This window comes from Actinoplanes sp. NPDC049802 (assembly GCF_040656595.1).
In the GTDB taxonomy this organism is placed as follows: Bacteria; Actinomycetota; Actinomycetes; order Mycobacteriales; family Micromonosporaceae; genus Actinoplanes.
Map to the genome: position 1 here is coordinate 160,214 of NZ_JBFAMR010000003.1, position 15,357 is coordinate 175,570.

Here is a 15,357-nt window from a genome sequence, read left to right on the forward strand (position 1 = left end):
ATACCGTTAAGTCCGTTTCGGCACGCCAGTCCCGCGGCCGCCAGGCCCCCGTCAGGGTGAGCGGATGGCGGCGAAGGGGCGGCAGGACCTGAGCCGGCACCGCGGGAGCGCCCTGTTCCACGCGGTCCGCCCGCTTGAACCCGATCGGAGGTTCGCTCACGTCGGCCCGGGTCCGGCCGATGGACTGGATCGACCGGATGCCGTCCGGTGCTGTCAGCGACGGGAGCCCTCATGCCGAAGCGATCATTCGGTGATCCGGCCCTGGTCGCGCTGGTGGCGCTCGGTGTGCTGCTGGTGCCCTGGTTCCTGCGTCTCGGCGAGCAACGAGCCACGTCGTGGGCGCTGCAGACCGGGCTCGACGTGGCGAACACGTACTTCGCCTGGCGCCTGGCCGGCCAGCCGGGGTTGCCGGCGGCCGGTCGCCGGTTCTGGCGGGCCGTGACGATCGCGTGTGCCTGCTCCATGGCCGGTGACGGCTATCAGACCGCCCTGGTGCTGGCCGACCCGTCGCTCACCACGATCAGCAGCGTGCAGACGGCGCTGGTGGTCTGCGGCATGTCGGTGGCGGTGGGGGCGATGTTGCGGCATCCGCTCGGCGGCGCCGGGCGGCAGCGGCTGCGGCTCTGGTTCGACGCGGCCACGGTGCTCACCGGCGTGGCGGTCTTCCTGTGGTACTTCGTGCTGGCGACGGATCTGAGCGGGCGGCGAACCGCCGACCGCTGGGGCGCCGCGGCGACGGCCGTGGTGATGTTGCTGATCACGTTCGGGCTGCTCAAGCTGATCATGAGTGGCACCGCCCCGTTCACCCGGTCGGCCGGGGTGGCGGCCAGCCTCGGGGTGGCCGGCACCGCGTTCGCCGCGCCGATCACCTCGGGCCTGATCGGCGACCCGGGTCCCGGCGGCATGATGGTCGTGCAGCTGCTCCCGTGTGTGATCACCTCGGCGAGCCTGCGTCTGCAGCAGCTGCGCGGGGCACGTCTCACCGAGAATCGGCCGGCCGGTCCGGGGGCCCGGCCGAGCCGGCTGCCCTATCTGGCGGTGGTCGCCACCCAGGTGCTGCTGGTGGCGTCGCTCGCGGTGGGCACGGTCGACCTGCGGGTGTGGGGGGTGGCGATCGGCGCGGTGGCGATCACGGCGCTCGTGCTGGGGCGGCAGGTGGCGGCGCTGCGGGACAACGAGCGGCTGCTCACCGAGCTGGATGGGCAGGCGGAGCGGTTCCGCGCGCTGGTCCAGCACACCTCGGATCTGACACTGGTGCTGGACTACGACGGGACGATCGGGTACGCCAGTCCGGCCGCGCTGCGCGTGCTCGGCCTGACACCGGAGGAGCTGGTGGGCACGTCGCTGCACGAGCGCACCCACACCGACGACGTGCCGGTGGTGGCCGACCTGGCCCGGAAGCTGGCCGACGAGCCGGGAACCGGGATCACCACCCAGGTGCGGTGGCGGCACGCCGACTCGTCGTACCGGTGGCTGGACGTGATCACCACCGATCTGACGCACAACCCGAACGTCGGCGGCGTGGTGCTGAACGCGCGGGACGCCACCGAGGCCCGGGCGCTGCACGACGAGTTGCAGCGGCAGGTCACCCACGACGCGCTGACCGGGCTGGGGAACCGGGTGCTGCTGCGCCGGCGGCTGGCCGAGCCGGCCGAGTCGGTGAGCATCCTGCTGATCGATCTGGACGGGTTCAAGGAGATCAACGACCGGCACGGGCACCACACCGGCGACCAGGTGCTGCAGGAGGTCGCGGGGCGGCTCACCGGGCTGCTGGGCGCCGGTGAGCTGGCCGCACGGCTGGGTGGGGACGAGTTCGCGGTGCTGCTGCCGGGGATCCCGGCGGCCGAGGCGGCACGGCTGGCCGAGCGGATCACGGTGCTCCTGGCCGAGCCGATGCCGATCGGCGGCCTGCTGCTCACCGTGGGCGCCAGTGTGGGCGTCTCGGCCGGCACCCCGGGCGACGGCCTGCTGCGGCAGGCCGACGCCGCGATGTACGAGCACAAGCGCGCCCGCAAGGAGCAGTCTCAGGGGGCGGTCCAGCCGGCCGGCAGGTAGCCGATGCGTACGCGCTGCGGATGGTCGCCGACCGGCACCGAGGCGACGGCCTGTCCGGTGGCGAAGCTGATCGCGGTGACCCGGTCGGCGCCGGCTTCGGAGATCACGCAGTCACGGCCGTCGGCGCTCACCGTGGCCCAGTACGGCTTGCTCGCGGTGACGAGCGGCCCCGGGGTGAGCGTGGCCCGGTCGACGACGGTGGCGTAGTCGTCCATGGTTCCGGCGACGCAGAGTCTGGCGCCGTCCCGGCTGATCGACAGGCCGTGGTGGCGGGAGTCGTTGACCCAGGTGGTGCGGTCGGGGTCGGTGGCCGGGTTCTGCGGCAGGTCCTTGATCCGGGTGATCCGGTCGGTGGCCACGTCGTACTCGACGAGGCCGGCGAAGAACGACACCTGGAAGTAGAGCTTCGACTCGTCCGGGGTGAACACGGCGGGACGGACCGCGTCGGAGAGGTCCTTGCGGCCGGCGGCGTCCAGGCGGGTGCGCATGTCGATGGTGCGGACCACCTTGAAGGTGGCGGTGTCGGCGACGGTGATCTTCCGGTCGCCCTTGGTGAAGTCCAGCCAGGGGTCGTCGAGGGCGGTGTTGACCTCGCCGATCGACATGTTCCACAGGTGCCGGCCGCCGCCGGTGTAGACGTTCTCGTGCGGTTTGTCGCCGGTCGCGAAGGAGCCGAGCTGCCGACCGGTGACGATGTCGAGCACGTGGACGGTGTTGCCGGTGGAGGCGGAGACGGCGACCGAGCGGCCGTCCGGGGAGACCGCCATGTGGTCGGAGCGGAAGCCGCTGACCGGGAACCGCCAGCGCAGCTTCCCGGTGGCCAGGTCGATCGAGACCACGTCGGCGAAGCTGGGCCGGGAGATGACCAGGGCGTCGCCGGCCGGGGTGGTGTACATGTCGTCGGCGAGCTGGTCGTGTCCCTCCCCCGGTCCCTGCTGGATGCCGAGGTAGAAGGCCAGCCGGATCGGGTTGAGGTAGATCTCGGCGAGCCGCTGGGCGCGGTCCGGGACCACGTTGAGCCGGCCGATGCGGGTGTAGGCGCCGCCGGCTTCGATCACGTCGACGGTGCCGTCCCAGTTGTTGCCGACGAACATCACCTGGCGCGGGGCGGGCGCGGCGGCCGCCTGCCCGGGCGCGACGGCCGCGCCGGCGGCGAGCACGAGGCCGAGAGCGAGGGGTACGAGATGAGCCTTCATGTGATTCCCATCGATATCGTGGCCTGTTACTTTGCGGTAACACCATGGGAACAAGAGGAAGACTCACATCGATAGGTTGTGAGGACCAATGCGGACGCCCCCGGTTGTCGCCCGTACACAACCCGGCCCTCTCGCCACGCTGGTGCACGGGCTGGCCGAGGACGCCCAACTGGTCGACGACGTGGTGGCCGCCGCCCGGGCGCAGTCGCCGGAGGCCGCCCGGCTGCCCAAGGCGGAGAGCCGCCGCTACGTCGCCGCGCTGATCCGGGCCGGATGCGCCACCTTCCTGCGGCCCGGCGAGCCGGACGGCGGCGACTTCGCCGAGGCGGCCCGGTTCGGGGCGGAGGGCGCGGCGCTCGGCGTACCGATGGCGGCTCTGCTCTCCGGGGTGCACGCCGGCCGCAGCCGGATCCTGGAGATCGCGATCGCCCGCGGCCGGGCCGCCGGCCTGCCCGACGACGTGCTGCTGCAGGGGCTGCTGCGCCTCGACCGGTACGGCAACGCGCTGGAACGGCACGTCCTGGACGGCTACCGGACCGCGGAACGGCAGCTCGACAGCGACCGGCGGGCCGCCCGCGTCCGGGTGCTGCGCCACCTGCTGCTCGGCGAGGACAGCGACGGTGTGGATCCGGCGCGGTTCGGGCTCACCCCCGGCGGCCGGTACCACTGCGCCGTGTCGGACCTGGCCGAGCCGGCCCGGGTGCGGGAACTGGAGCGCGGGTTCGCCCGGTGCGGCGGGATCCTCGGCCCGGTGCGGGGCCGGCTGTGCGGGCTCACCCCGCGGCTTCCCGATCTGACCGCGGTCGCGCCGGCCGTACTGGTGACGACTCCGCCCGTACCGCTGGAGAAGGCGACGGAGGCGCACCGCCTCGCCCGCCTGGCGCTGCACGCGGCTCGCGATCGCGGGGTGACCGGGCCGCACGAGGTGACCGGGCTGGCCGCGGAGACGGCGCTGGCGGCGCAGCCGATGCTGGCCGGCTTTCTGCGGCACGGGCTGCTCGCGGCGCTGGATCCGGCCGACGAGTTCCATCGGGAACTGGCCGGCACGGCGCTGTCCTTTCTGGATCACGGGCAGCGGCTGGACCTCACGGCGAGCGCCCTGCACCTGCATCCGAACACGGTCCGTTACCGGCTGCGGCGGCTGCGGGAGCTGACCGGCTTCGGCGAGCGACTCACCGTGCTGGAGACCGTCCGCTGGTGGTGGGCGCTGCACACGTGGCGGGGCCCGGTGTGATGGGCGGTCACACCGGGCCGGGTCACGCTCTGGCGCTCAGTTCACCATCTGCGGTAGTCGGTCTGGGTCTGTGGGTTGAACTGCCACGTCCGCTCCCGTTCCGCACGATCGATGCGGCGGTCGCTGACCTCCAGGACGTCGAAGCCCTTCTGGATGTCGTTGGAGTAGATGTAGCCGTTGTACCAGTAGGCCGACCAGGAACCGCCGACGATCAGCCGGTCGAGGCTGAGCGGGCCGCGCTCCCAGTAGGCGATCTCCACCGGCTTGCGGGAGTTGGTGAAGTCCCAGATCGAGATGCCACCCTGATACCACGCCTGGACCATGATGTCGCGGCCCTTGACCGGGATCAGCGAGCCGTTGTGGGCCACGCAGTTCTCGGTCGGAGCGTTGTCCCGCGGGATCTTGAAGTAGCTGCGGAACTCGAGCTTCAGGTTCTTTCCCTTGCCCGTGATGTCGTAGATCGCATTCGCGCCCTTGTTCGCGCCGATGGACGGCAGACACTCCGCGCCGCCACCGCCGCCGAGCTCGTCGGTGAAGACGACCTTGGTGGCGTCGTTGTCGAACGTCGCCGAGTGCCAGAACGCGAAGTTCTCCGCGTCACGCGCCGTGGTGATCACCTTGGGCGACGCCGGACGGGAGATGTCGAGCAGGACGCCGTCACCCATGCAGGCGCCGGCCGCGATGTCCTTGGCCGGGTAGGCGGTGATGTCGTGGCAGCCGGTCGTCCGGCGGCTGTCGGCGTCACCCGGGAAGCCACCGTCCGGGAAGAGCACCGGCGCGGCGATCAGGCTCGCCGCCTGCGGCTTCTTCAACGGCACCTTGATGATCGAGATCTTGTCGTGCGGCAGCGCGCAGTTCGGCAGGTCGACGACGTCCAGGTTGTACGAGGAGACGTAGACGTAGACCGAACGGTCGTGCCCCTTGCCCGGAACGAGCGTCAGGGTGTGTGAGCCACAGTCGGTCTTGACCGCCGTGACGTACTCGGGATTACGCGGGTCGCTGATGTCGAAGACCTTGACGCCTTCCCAGCGCGGCACAGTGGACGGTTCCGAGCTGGGCACCGGGGCGCTCTCGCACGAGTCGTCACTGCGGATCGAGTCGGTGGCGAGGAACAGCAGATCGCCCCAGACCGAGATGTCGTTCTGCGAGCCCGGGCAGAGCAGCTGGGTGATCGCCACCGGGGCGCTCGGCTTGCTGATGTCGTAGACGGTGAAGCCGTTGTAGTTGCCGGCGTACGCGTACTTCCCCTGGAAGGCCAGGTCGCTGTTCAGCGCGTTCTCCGGCGCGAACGGGCCCTGCTTGGGCACGTTGGCGATCTGCTTGATGTTGGGGCTGCTGACGATCTGGTCCACGCCCGGGATCACGGCTGGGTCGGCCTGAGCCGGCGCCACCAGGAACAATGTGGACAGGATGGCCGCGGCCCCGATACAGGACAGGCGCTTGAGCCGCCCTTGTGGGGCAGGATGCTTCATGAAGCTCCCTCCATGACGTACGGCGAGTTGTGTCGCCCGTACGATCTGTGACAGCGATGTCGGTCGTTACGATAACCGTCGCGGCACGCTCGTGGGGGCCGCCTGCCGGAAAGGAAAAACATGCAACAGCGCCGCGCATGGGCCCTGACCGCCGCAACTCTGGTCCTTCTCGGCACGGTGGGCGCCGTGCTGGCCGCGCGGTCGTCCGGATCGGACGAACCGGTGAGCGCGCCGTCCGCCTCGTCGTCACCGATCCGCGTCGTGGTGCCGGGCAAACCCGGGGAGTCCGCGAAGGTGACCGACTCCGATCACGTGCAGCCGCCCGCCGCCTCCACCTACAACAAGGCCGACGTCTCGTACGCGCAGATGATGATCGTCCACCACGCGCAGGCCCTGCAGATGGCCGATCTGGTGCCCGACCGGGCCACGGATCAGGGCGTGAAGAACATCGCGAGCCGGATCACGGCGGCGCAGGGCCCGGAGATCGCGGTGCTGCGGACCTGGCTGGCCGACCGGGGGCAGCCCGAGTCCGATCCGGCCCACGATCACGCCACGATGCCCGGCATGCAGTCCGCGGCGGCTCTCAGCGAACTGGCCGCGGCCCGGGGCGCCGACTTCGACCGGCGGTTCGTGACGATGATGACCGCACATCACCAGGGCGCCACGAAGATGGTGGGCGACCTGCTGCGTACCGGGTCGGAGGAGCGGCTCGCCAAGATGGCGAAGGAGACCGCGATCGAGCAGAGCGTCGAGATCCAGCGGATGGCCGACCTGGGCGTGCTCTGAGTCAGGCGCCCGGCAGCGCCGCCTTGATCTGGGCCGCGCCGGCGGCCAGGGTGCTGAAGGCGGAGCGGCTGATGTCGTCGTCCTTGCGCAGTTCGGCGAGCTTCTTGGCGAACTCGTCGATCTTGCGGGACGCCTCCTTGGGCTTGCCCCGCTCCAGCCGCCTCGCGGCGTCCCGCAGACGGCGGTTCAGTGCGTCGGCGCCGTCGTCGTCGATCTGGTCCTGGTCCTCCAGCGAGTCGACCACGGCCCGCAGCGCGGCGATCATCTGGCCCGGCCGGGCCGGGCGCACCGTCACGACGGCCGTCGACACGGTCGCCGGCGGGGTGGTCGTGGCCTCCTCGGCGGGATCCCCCGTGGGTTCGGCGGACGCCGTCGAGGTCGTCACCGCCGGGGGCGCGGCCACCGGCGGCGGGGGTGCTTCGTCGTCGCCGGAGAAGAGCCGGACCACGAGCGCCAGCAACACGACCGCGGCGGCCGCGGCGGCGAGCAGCACGGTCCGGTGGTGGTTGGCGGCCCGGTAGACGCCGCGCTGCTCCACCACCGGCATCACGGCCGTCGGCTGGTGGAGGTCATGAGGATCCGGCACGGCGGCCATCATGCCAGGAGCTTCGTCGGAGGTGGACCGGGCCGGTGCGGCGCGGGTGGGCGGGCACGAGGCGGGTACGGTGAGATCGATCACTTCGCCGCTCCAGCACGCCGGAACCGGATCCCGGCGATCCGTGTCGATGGATTCCGGCGCCGGCACGAACGGTCAGACGACGGGCCTGCGGGGCACCCGCGGCGTACGGGGCGGGCGAATGGGCAGATGAGGGCGGCGGGCGGTCGGTCGCCGCAGGCGGCGCGGTCGCGGTTCCGGGGACGCCACCACGACGACGTACGCCCGGTGCGGTTCGGTGGTACTGGCCACTGGTACGGATCACCTCCTGGGAAGGTGTCCACTATCCGCCCGCACAGCGGCCGAATCCGGGCCGTTCAGGCTTTCTTAAAGATCATCTGCGAAAGAGGTAAGCAACCACCGCAAGACCGCCGGCCGGTCGCCGATTACCCTCCTGGGGACCTCTCATAGATGGAGAAGCCGCGCCACCATGTCGTTCCGCACTCTCGGCGTTCTCGCCGCCGTCTCGTCGTTACTGGCCGCGGCTGGATGCGGCAGTCCCGCCGCCCCGTCAGGCGCGCTCTCCGTCGCTCACCCGGAGTCGTCGTCGACGTCCACCGGGTCCCCGGCGACGCCCGCCTTCACCACGGGCGACCCCACGGAGAGCACAAGCACACCGGTCCGGCCGAACATCGTCTTCGTGCTGGTCGACGACCTGTCGATGAACCTCGTGCAGTACATGCCCAACGTGCGGAAGCTCCAACGGGACGGCACCACGTTCACCAACTACACGGTCACCGACTCGCTGTGCTGCCCGTCGCGTGCCTCGATCCTGAAGGGTCAGTACCCGCACAACACCGGCATCGTCAAGAACCACGGATCGGACGGCGGGTTCAACCTCTTCCACAGCCGGGGCAGCGAGAAATCCACGTTCGCCACCGACCTCCAGACGGCCGGGTACCGTACCGCGTTCCTCGGCAAGTACCTCAACGAGTACTTCCCGAAGAAGACCATGGGAACCGGCAAGCCGTACGTGCCGCCGGGCTGGGATCAGTGGTTCGGCGGCGGCAACGCGTACGACAACTTCGGCTATGACCTGAACGAGAACGGTCAGATCAAGAGGTACGGCAACAAGCCGCAGGACTACCTGACCGACGTGATCGCGGGCAAGGCGGCGAACTTCATCAGCACCACGGCCGCGACCGGGCAGCCGTTCATGGTCGAGGTGTCCACCTACGCGCCGCACAGCCCGTACACTCCGGCGCCGCGGGACGCGCAGTCGTTCCCCGGCCTGAAGGCGCCCCGGACCGCGGCCTGGGACCGGATCCCGGAGAACTCGGCCTGGCTGTCCACCAAGCCCAAGCTCACCAAGGAGCAGAAGCTCCGGCTGGACGTGGAGTTCCGCAAGCGGGTGCAGTCCGTGCAGTCGGTGGACCGGATGGTCGGCGCGCTGCGCAACACCCTGGCCCGGTCCGGAGTGGCCGACCGGACCGTGGTGATCTTCAGCTCCGACAACGGCTACCACACGGGCGAGTACACGCTGCCCTCCGGCAAGCAGACCGCCTTCGAAACCGACGTCAACGTGCCGCTGATCGTCGCCGGTCACGGGGTCGGCGCCGGCCGCAGCGTCGACGCGATGGTGGCCAACATCGACCTGCGGCCCACCTTCGCCGACCTGGCCGGTGTGGCGGCGCCCGCCGACTGCGACGGCCGCAGCTTCGAACCGATGCTGAACGGCGAGATCCCGGCGGACTGGCCGCGGTCCACGGTGATCGAGCACCACGACCCCGCCACCGATCCGAAAGACCCCGACTACCAGCAGGACAGCGCCAACATCCCGCCGTCCTACGACGCGCTGCGCACACCCACGTTCACCTACATCGAGTACGTGGACGGCAGCCGCGAGTACTTCGACCGCAAGACCGACCCGTACATGCTGCGCAACATCGTCGGCACGCTGGAGCCGGAACGGCTCGCCGAACTGAGCACCGCGCTGCGCGGCATGACCACCTGCGTGGGCGCCGACGCCTGCGGCCGGGCCGCCCGGGCGATCAGCTGAGCCCCTCCGGCCAGACGAACGGACGCCCGGTCGGCGCCTGGTTCGGCACGATCGGGTAGACGCTGGAGTGCGCCTGCCACGACGGCTGCGGGCGGGGCCGGGAGTCGGCGAGGACCCGGGCCAGCGCCTGGAGCATGTCCTGCAGAGCGACGTGCAGGCGGCCGTCGGCGACGATGCCGGTGCCGTCGATCGAGGCCATCTCCAGCGGGATGCGGACACACGCCGGCCGCAACAGCCGGGCGCCCGCGTGGTCGAGCACCGACTCCAGGCCGGCCCGGGCGCCGTCGTCCAGGCCGGGCCGCACCACGGACAGCCAGGCGGCCGGTTTGCCGCCCAGGTCGCCGCCGTCGACCAGCCAGTCGAGCAGGTTCTTCAGACTGCCGGGCAGGGAGCCCGCGTACTCCGGGGTGCAGAACAGCACGGCGTCGGCGGCGTCGACCATGGAACGCAGCTCGGCGACCGGGCCCATGGGCGCCTCGCCGGGGACGAAGGCGGGCAGGTCGCGCAAGTCCTCGTACAGGGTGGTGGCGATCTCCGGCGGCGCGAACCGGGCCGCCGTCCGCAGCGCCGCGGTGTGCAGGGAACCCTCCCGGGTGCTTCCCGGAATCAACAGGACACGGGTCATGCCGCGACGATACGGCGCGCGGGGCCCCGGCCCGGACGCCCGAAAGGGTTGTGAGTCGTGAAAAGCACTGAGGCCCCACCTGAATCAGGTGGGGCCTCAGTCCGGTCGTGCGCCGCGTAGGACTCGAACCTACAACCCGCGGATTAAGAGTCCGCTGCTCTGCCAGTTGAGCTAGCAGCGCCTTTCGACGGGAGGAAGACTAACACACCTCCGGGGAGCCCCCGGTCGCCCGGGGGGTGGCCGCGGGCGCCGGGGAGCGCCCGCGGCCGTGGGGAACGGGTCAGGTCGCGGTGCAGGTCAGCGACGGCCAGGCCCAGTTGCCGCCGTGCTGGACGGTGAAGCCGAAGGTGTTGCCGCTGCCGTTCGGCCGGGCGGTCATCACGTTGCCGGTGGAGTCCCAGCTGACCGTGGCGTTCCAGGTCGCGATGATCTTCTGCGGGGAGCGGACGGTGACGGTGACCGTCCAGTTGTTCGTCCCACTGACCGCCACCTGGCCGTTGAAGCGGTCACTCCACTTCTGGCCCTCGGAGTAGGTGGCGGTGCAGGCGCCACCGCCGGGCGGGGTGGTCGGCGGGGTGGTCGGCGGCGTGCCACCGGAGGGCGCCACGGCCCGGCCGGTGGTGGGCGAGATCATCCCGGCGCACAGGCCACGGGCGCGCAGGTCGGCGGCGATCTGCGGGACGGCGGCGAGGGTGGCGGCGTACTGGTCGTGCATCAGGATGATCTGGCCGTTGGTGAGGGTGCCGGCCCGCTGCACGATCTGGGCCGTGGTGGCGCCGTTCCAGTCCTGGGAGTCGACGTCCCAGAGGATCGTGCGCATGCCCAGGGCGGAGGCGGCGGACTCCAGGGTGGCGTTCGTCTCGCCGTACGGCGGCCGGAACAGCACCGGGGTGCCGCCGCCGGCGGACTGGATGGCGCTCTGCGTGCGGGACAGCTCCGAGGTCATCTGCGCCTGGGACAGGGTGAGCATGTGCGGGTGGGTGTAGCTGTGGTTGGCGACCCACATGCCGGCGTCCACCTGGGCCCGGACCAGGGCGGGGTTGGCCGCCGCGTTCTGGCCGGTGTTGAACATGGTGGCGCGCAGCCCGTTCTGCCGCAGCGCGTTGAGCAGGTTGGTGGTGTTGCCGGCGTTCGGCCCGTCGTCGTAGGTGAGCCCGACGTAGCCGTTGCGGCAGTCGGTGGCCGGTGTGGTGGTGGGCGGCGTGGTCGGGGTCGTCGGCCCGGCCGCGTTGAGGGCGTCGAGCGTCGACGTGTACGCCGCCTTCTTGTTGCCGCTGCCGTCGAAGAGCAGCGGGGTGTCGCTCGCCCGCCAGGAGTCGCTGTCCCGGACGCCCCAGACCGTCACGCCGGTGCATCGCGCCACCGCCAGGCAGGCGCCCACCACGGTCCGGTACTTGTTGGCCTGGTCGGTGCCGGAACCCTGGATGTCCAGCTCGGTGATCTGCACGTCGACGCCGAGGGCGGCGAAGCTCGACACGGTGGTGGAGAAGTTGGCGGGCACCGGGTTGCCGCTGTTGAAGTGCGCCTGCAGGCCCACGCAGTCGATCGGCACGCCGCGGGACTTGAAGTCACGGACCATGTTGTAGACGGCCTGCGTCTTGGCGTGGCTCCAGTTGTCGATGTTGTAGTCGTTGTAGCAGAGCTTGGCCCCGGAGTCGGCGGCCCGGGCGGCGCGGAAGGCGGCCTCGATCCAGTCGTTGCCGGTGCGCTGGAGGTTGGAGTCGCGCCGGGCGCCGTCGCCGTTGTCGGAGAACGCCTCGTTCACCACGTCCCAGGCGTAGATCTTGCCCCGGTAGTAGGTGGCGACCTGGGTGACGTGGTTGAGCATGGCGTTGCGCAGCGCGGTGCCGCTCATGCTCTGCATCCAGCCGGGCTGCTGGGAGTGCCAGGCGAGGGTGTGCCCGCGCACCCGCTTGCCGTTGCTGCGGGCCCAGTTCACGATCCGGTCGGCGTTCGCGTAGCTGAACTGGTTCTGGTTCGGCTCGGTCGCGTCGATCTTCATCTCGTTCTCGGCGGTGATCATGTCGAACTCGCGGTTCGCGATCGTCGTGTACGCCGAGTCGGACAGCTTGCCGGCGGCGATCGCGGTGCCGAAGTAGCGACCGCTCTGCGCGGCCGCGGCGCCCAGGGTGGTGGCGGCCTCGGCGGCGGGGGCCAGTACGACGGCGCCGGCCGCGGCGAGCACGCCGGCCACTCCGCAGAGCACGGCTCTGAGCTTGCGCATGGGGGATCCACCTTCAGGTCGGGAACGGAAGGGATCGACGGCCGTCGCTGATTCATTGTTCGGAGCCATCCGGGTCACGTCAACCGTTAAATGCCGGTAAATTTCCGAAACTTTCGGAGGCTGGGAGCAGTAGTTAGGCGTCGGATCACGCTTGAGCAGGCCGCAACTATCGAGCTCTTCCCGGAAACCCGGCCCGGGGGCACGAAAAAGCCCCAACCGATCAGGCTGGGGCTTCGTGTGCGTGGAGAGTGCGTCGCGTAGGACTCGAACCTACAACCCGCGGATTAAGAGTCCGCTGCTCTGCCAGTTGAGCTAGCGACGCTCGCCGTACAACGGGGAAAACGTTAGCACGGCCTCGGAAGATCCTTGAAATCGGCCACAAGCCACCTGAAGGGGGACCCGCGACTTGCGTCCATGCGTCAGGATGTCAGCGCTGAGAACTCCAGAACGGGGCCCGACGATGGTTCACCTCCGCCGCTCCCTGGCGGCGATCACGGCGATCGGCCTGATCGCCACCCTCGCCGCCTGTGGCGACGAAGACGCCAAACCGGCTTTCGCCGAACCCGCCACCACCGCGAGCGCCTCCGCCGCGCCGGTGACCGAGAACACCACCGCGGCCGGTGGCCCGGTCACCCTGAGCATCACGCCTGCCGCCGACAAGAAGAACGTGCCGGTGAGCACGGAGATCGGGCTCGAGGTCAGCGGCGGCGAGGTCACCTCGGTCACGCTGACCGACGCCAAGGGCAAGGCCGTCGCGGGCAAGCTGCGCGAGGACGGCTCGGCCTGGGTGCCCGCCAAACCCCTCAAGGCCAAGCAGCGGTACGCCGCCAAGGTCGTCGCCACCGGAAGTGACGGGCAGACCACCACGGCCGACACCACCTTCACCACGATGGGCGCGCCGGCCCGGGAGACGGGCACCGGGCTCTACCTGTTCGACGGCAACACCTACGGCGTGGCGATGCCGGTGGTCGTCGAGTTCAACCCGGGCATCAAGAAGGCCGACCGCGCCGCCGTGCAGAAGCGGATGTTCGTGGAGACCTCGCCGGCGCAGCCGGGCACCTGGTCGTGGACGTCGACCGGCACCCAGGCCTACTACCGGGCGCCCGACTACTGGCAGACCGGCACCGAGCTCACCGTGCGGATCGCGGTCGGCGGGCTGCCCACCGGCGGTGGCCGCTACGGCGACCAGGACCGTTCGGCCAAGGTCAAGATCGGCCGCAAGTTCGAGATGAAGGTCGACAACGCCTCGAAGAAGATGACCGTGCTCCGGGACGGCCAGGTCGTCAAGACCATCCCGGTGAGCCTCGGCAAGAAGAGCACGCCGTCGTCCAGCGGCCACATGGTGGTCATGGAGAAGAAGGCGGCGACCGTCTTCGACACCACCGACACCGACGGCGCCGACGGCTACCGCACCAACATCCAGTACGCGCAGCGCCTCACCTGGAGCGGGCAGTACATCCACTCGGCCCCGTGGTCGACCGGCGCACAGGGCCGGACGAACGTGTCCCACGGGTGCGTCAACGTGTCCCCGTCGAACGCCCGCTGGCTGTTCGACAAGAGCCTGATCGGCGACCCGGTCACGGTGAAGGGCACCGGCGACGAGCTGGAATACGGCAACGGCTGGACGCCGTGGGACGTGAGCTGGGAGAAGTTCAAAGAGGGCAGCGCCCTGTAGCCACCCGTGTGGTTTCTTCTCACCACCGGGGTACATCGATGGCGTTGCACCGGTCACGGCACGAAACCGGGATTGGTGCAACGCTTGATCCCGGGGCACTATTGGGCGCCGGGGAGAACGACGCCGTGAGGGGACCATGGAAATGGATGTGAATCGGTCAGCCGAGCGGACCGTTCCGGCCGGCCGCACCGGCCGTGGCCGGTTACGCCTGGCCCTGGCCGCGATGCTCGCCGGCACCCTGCTGCTGACCGCCGCGTGCAGCGGCGGCAAGGACGAGCCCTCCTGGCAGGGCGGCGGAAACGGGGCCGCCGGAGCGTCGCAGGGCGCTTCCCCCGGGCCCACCCTGAGCACCGTCGCGGTGACCTCTCCCGAGCCGGACGCGAAGAGTGTCGAGCTGTGGTCCGAGGTGAAGTACGACAGCGAGGACCCGGCCAACACCGAGGTCAAGGTCACCAACGCCAAGGGCAAGGAGATCGAGGGCACCCTCGTCAAGGACGAGGGCGTGTGGCGTCCCACCGAGGCGCTGGCCTGGGGCACGAAGTACACCGTGACCCTCACCACCCCGGCCGCCGACGGCAAGAACAACACCGCCACCAGTTCCTTCACCACGATGAAGGAGCCGGCGAACCTGGTTCGGGTGACCAGCTTCATGGGTGACGGGCAGACCGTCGGCGTCGGCATGCCGCTGATCATGAAGTTCGGGCGGGCCATCCCGGAGAAGTACCGGGGCGAGGTCGAGCGCCGGATGAAGGTCACCGCCTCCCCCGCGCAGGAGGGCACCTGGCGCTGGATCAGCTCCACCGAGGTGCACTACCGCCCCAAGACGTATTGGAAGGCCGGCTCCAAGGTCTTCTACAGCGTCCAGCTCAAGGGCGTGAAACTCGGCGACGGGTGGTATGGGCGGTCCGACCTCACGGTGGACCTGAAGATCGGCCGGGAGATGATCCTGACGGTCTCCAACAAGACCAAGAAGATGACCGTCAAGCAGGACGGCAAGGTCATCAAGACGATCCCGGTGAGCCTGGGCAAGCCGAGCACCCCCTCCTCCAGCGGGACCATGGTGATCATGGACAAGGCGGCGCACACCGTCTTCGACACCACCGACGAGGACCCGGTGAACGGTTACAAGACACCGATCGACTGGGCGCAGCGGATCACCTACAGCGGCCAGTTCATCCACGCCGCCCCGTGGTCGGAGGGTGTGCAGGGTCGCCGCAACGTGTCGCACGGCTGTGTCAACGTCTCCGAGGCGCTCGGCGAGTGGCTGTTCAAGCGCACCATGATGGGTGACGTGATCACGGTCTCCGGCACCGAGGAGAAGCTGAAGAACGGCAACGGCTGGACCGACTGGAACATGAGCTACGCCGAGTACAAGAAGGGCAGCTACCTCAACTGAGACACCAGCGTGTGGGTTTCGGGCGCGGATCGCACCCGAA

At 70.1% G+C, this 15,357-nt stretch carries 11 protein-coding genes and 2 tRNA genes; 6 read left to right on the top strand and 7 right to left on the bottom strand.

The window, feature by feature from the left end:
• Positions 1-231 precede the first annotated feature (231 nt).
• On the top strand, positions 232-2,055 hold the full coding sequence (locus AB0I88_RS03410; RefSeq protein WP_361017782.1) for a diguanylate cyclase: 1,824 nt from the start codon (positions 232-234) through the stop codon (positions 2,053-2,055).
• Here the strand turns inward: AB0I88_RS03410 and AB0I88_RS03415 are convergent.
• A complete protein-coding gene (locus AB0I88_RS03415; protein ID WP_361017784.1) occupies positions 2,025-3,251 on the bottom strand; it encodes a YncE family protein in 1,227 nt (408 codons plus the stop codon). The genes AB0I88_RS03410 and AB0I88_RS03415 overlap by 31 nt on opposite strands.
• Before the next feature lie 88 nt (positions 3,252-3,339).
• On the opposite strand from AB0I88_RS03415, the gene AB0I88_RS03420 reads away from it, so the two are divergent.
• On the top strand, positions 3,340-4,485 hold the full coding sequence (locus AB0I88_RS03420) for a helix-turn-helix domain-containing protein (protein ID WP_361017786.1): 1,146 nt from the start codon (positions 3,340-3,342) through the stop codon (positions 4,483-4,485).
• A 41-nt stretch (positions 4,486-4,526) separates the two neighbouring features.
• Here the strand turns inward: AB0I88_RS03420 and AB0I88_RS03425 are convergent, their stop codons facing one another.
• A complete protein-coding gene (locus AB0I88_RS03425; RefSeq protein ID WP_361017788.1) occupies positions 4,527-5,957 on the bottom strand; it encodes a hypothetical protein in 1,431 nt (476 codons plus the stop codon).
• Between the two features lie 120 nt (positions 5,958-6,077).
• Here AB0I88_RS03425 and AB0I88_RS03430 point away from each other — a divergent pair, with 120 nt between their 5' ends.
• Positions 6,078-6,743 carry a DUF305 domain-containing protein gene (locus AB0I88_RS03430; RefSeq protein ID WP_361017790.1) on the top strand — a complete coding sequence of 222 codons (666 nt, stop codon included), beginning with the start codon at positions 6,078-6,080 and terminating at the stop codon, positions 6,741-6,743.
• Between the two features lies 1 nt (position 6,744).
• Here the strand turns inward: AB0I88_RS03430 and AB0I88_RS03435 are convergent, their stop codons facing one another.
• Positions 6,745-7,329, bottom strand: coding sequence for a hypothetical protein (locus tag AB0I88_RS03435; RefSeq protein ID WP_361017792.1), 585 nt, complete (start codon positions 7,327-7,329; stop codon positions 6,745-6,747).
• 499 nt (positions 7,330-7,828) lie between these two features.
• Between AB0I88_RS03435 and AB0I88_RS03440 the strand changes: the two genes are divergently transcribed.
• Positions 7,829-9,397 (top strand): sulfatase, encoded by a 1,569-nt coding sequence (locus tag AB0I88_RS03440; RefSeq protein ID WP_361017793.1) that lies wholly within the window; start codon positions 7,829-7,831, stop codon positions 9,395-9,397.
• On the opposite strand, the gene AB0I88_RS03445 is transcribed toward AB0I88_RS03440, so the two are convergent.
• From AB0I88_RS03445 to AB0I88_RS03460, 4 genes are all read right to left on the bottom strand, one after another.
• Entirely contained in the window at positions 9,390-10,022 is a 633-nt protein-coding gene (locus AB0I88_RS03445; RefSeq protein WP_361017795.1) for an NADPH-dependent FMN reductase, read from the bottom strand. The two genes, AB0I88_RS03440 and AB0I88_RS03445, sit on opposite strands and share 8 nt — an antisense overlap.
• Before the next feature lie 108 nt (positions 10,023-10,130).
• A tRNA-Lys gene (locus tag AB0I88_RS03450) sits at positions 10,131-10,203 on the bottom strand.
• A gap of 99 nt (positions 10,204-10,302) precedes the next feature.
• A complete protein-coding gene (locus AB0I88_RS03455; RefSeq protein ID WP_361017796.1) occupies positions 10,303-12,246 on the bottom strand; it encodes an endo-1,4-beta-xylanase in 1,944 nt (647 codons plus the stop codon).
• 249 nt (positions 12,247-12,495) lie between these two features.
• A tRNA-Lys gene (locus tag AB0I88_RS03460) sits at positions 12,496-12,568 on the bottom strand.
• 138 nt (positions 12,569-12,706) lie between these two features.
• On the opposite strand from AB0I88_RS03460, the gene AB0I88_RS03465 reads away from it, so the two are divergent.
• Both AB0I88_RS03465 and AB0I88_RS03470 read left to right on the top strand, forming a co-directional pair.
• The gene (locus AB0I88_RS03465; RefSeq protein ID WP_361017798.1) at positions 12,707-13,921 is read left to right on the top strand and encodes an Ig-like domain-containing protein; all 1,215 of its coding nucleotides are present in this window, start codon (positions 12,707-12,709) and stop codon (positions 13,919-13,921) included.
• Between the two features lie 223 nt (positions 13,922-14,144).
• Positions 14,145-15,317, top strand: a complete 1,173-nt coding sequence (locus AB0I88_RS03470; protein ID WP_361017982.1) for an Ig-like domain-containing protein — start codon at positions 14,145-14,147, stop codon at positions 15,315-15,317.
• The last annotated feature ends 40 nt before the right edge of the window (positions 15,318-15,357 follow it).

Bases quoted from the DNA above. Each gene is read 5' to 3' on its own strand.
- AB0I88_RS03410 (WP_361017782.1), top strand. From the start codon at position 232: ATGCCGAAGCGATCATTCGGTGATCCGGCCCTGGTCGCGCTGGTGGCG.
- AB0I88_RS03415 (WP_361017784.1), bottom strand. From the start codon at position 3,251: ATGAAGGCTCATCTCGTACCCCTCGCTCTCGGCCTCGTGCTCGCCGCC.
- AB0I88_RS03420 (WP_361017786.1), top strand. From the start codon at position 3,340: ATGCGGACGCCCCCGGTTGTCGCCCGTACACAACCCGGCCCTCTCGCC.
- AB0I88_RS03425 (WP_361017788.1), bottom strand. From the start codon at position 5,957: ATGAAGCATCCTGCCCCACAAGGGCGGCTCAAGCGCCTGTCCTGTATC.
- AB0I88_RS03430 (WP_361017790.1), top strand. From the start codon at position 6,078: ATGCAACAGCGCCGCGCATGGGCCCTGACCGCCGCAACTCTGGTCCTT.
- AB0I88_RS03440 (WP_361017793.1), top strand. From the start codon at position 7,829: ATGTCGTTCCGCACTCTCGGCGTTCTCGCCGCCGTCTCGTCGTTACTG.
- AB0I88_RS03445 (WP_361017795.1), bottom strand. From the start codon at position 10,022: ATGACCCGTGTCCTGTTGATTCCGGGAAGCACCCGGGAGGGTTCCCTG.
- AB0I88_RS03455 (WP_361017796.1), bottom strand. From the start codon at position 12,246: ATGCGCAAGCTCAGAGCCGTGCTCTGCGGAGTGGCCGGCGTGCTCGCC.
- AB0I88_RS03465 (WP_361017798.1), top strand. From the start codon at position 12,707: ATGGTTCACCTCCGCCGCTCCCTGGCGGCGATCACGGCGATCGGCCTG.
- AB0I88_RS03470 (WP_361017982.1), top strand. From the start codon at position 14,145: ATGCTCGCCGGCACCCTGCTGCTGACCGCCGCGTGCAGCGGCGGCAAG.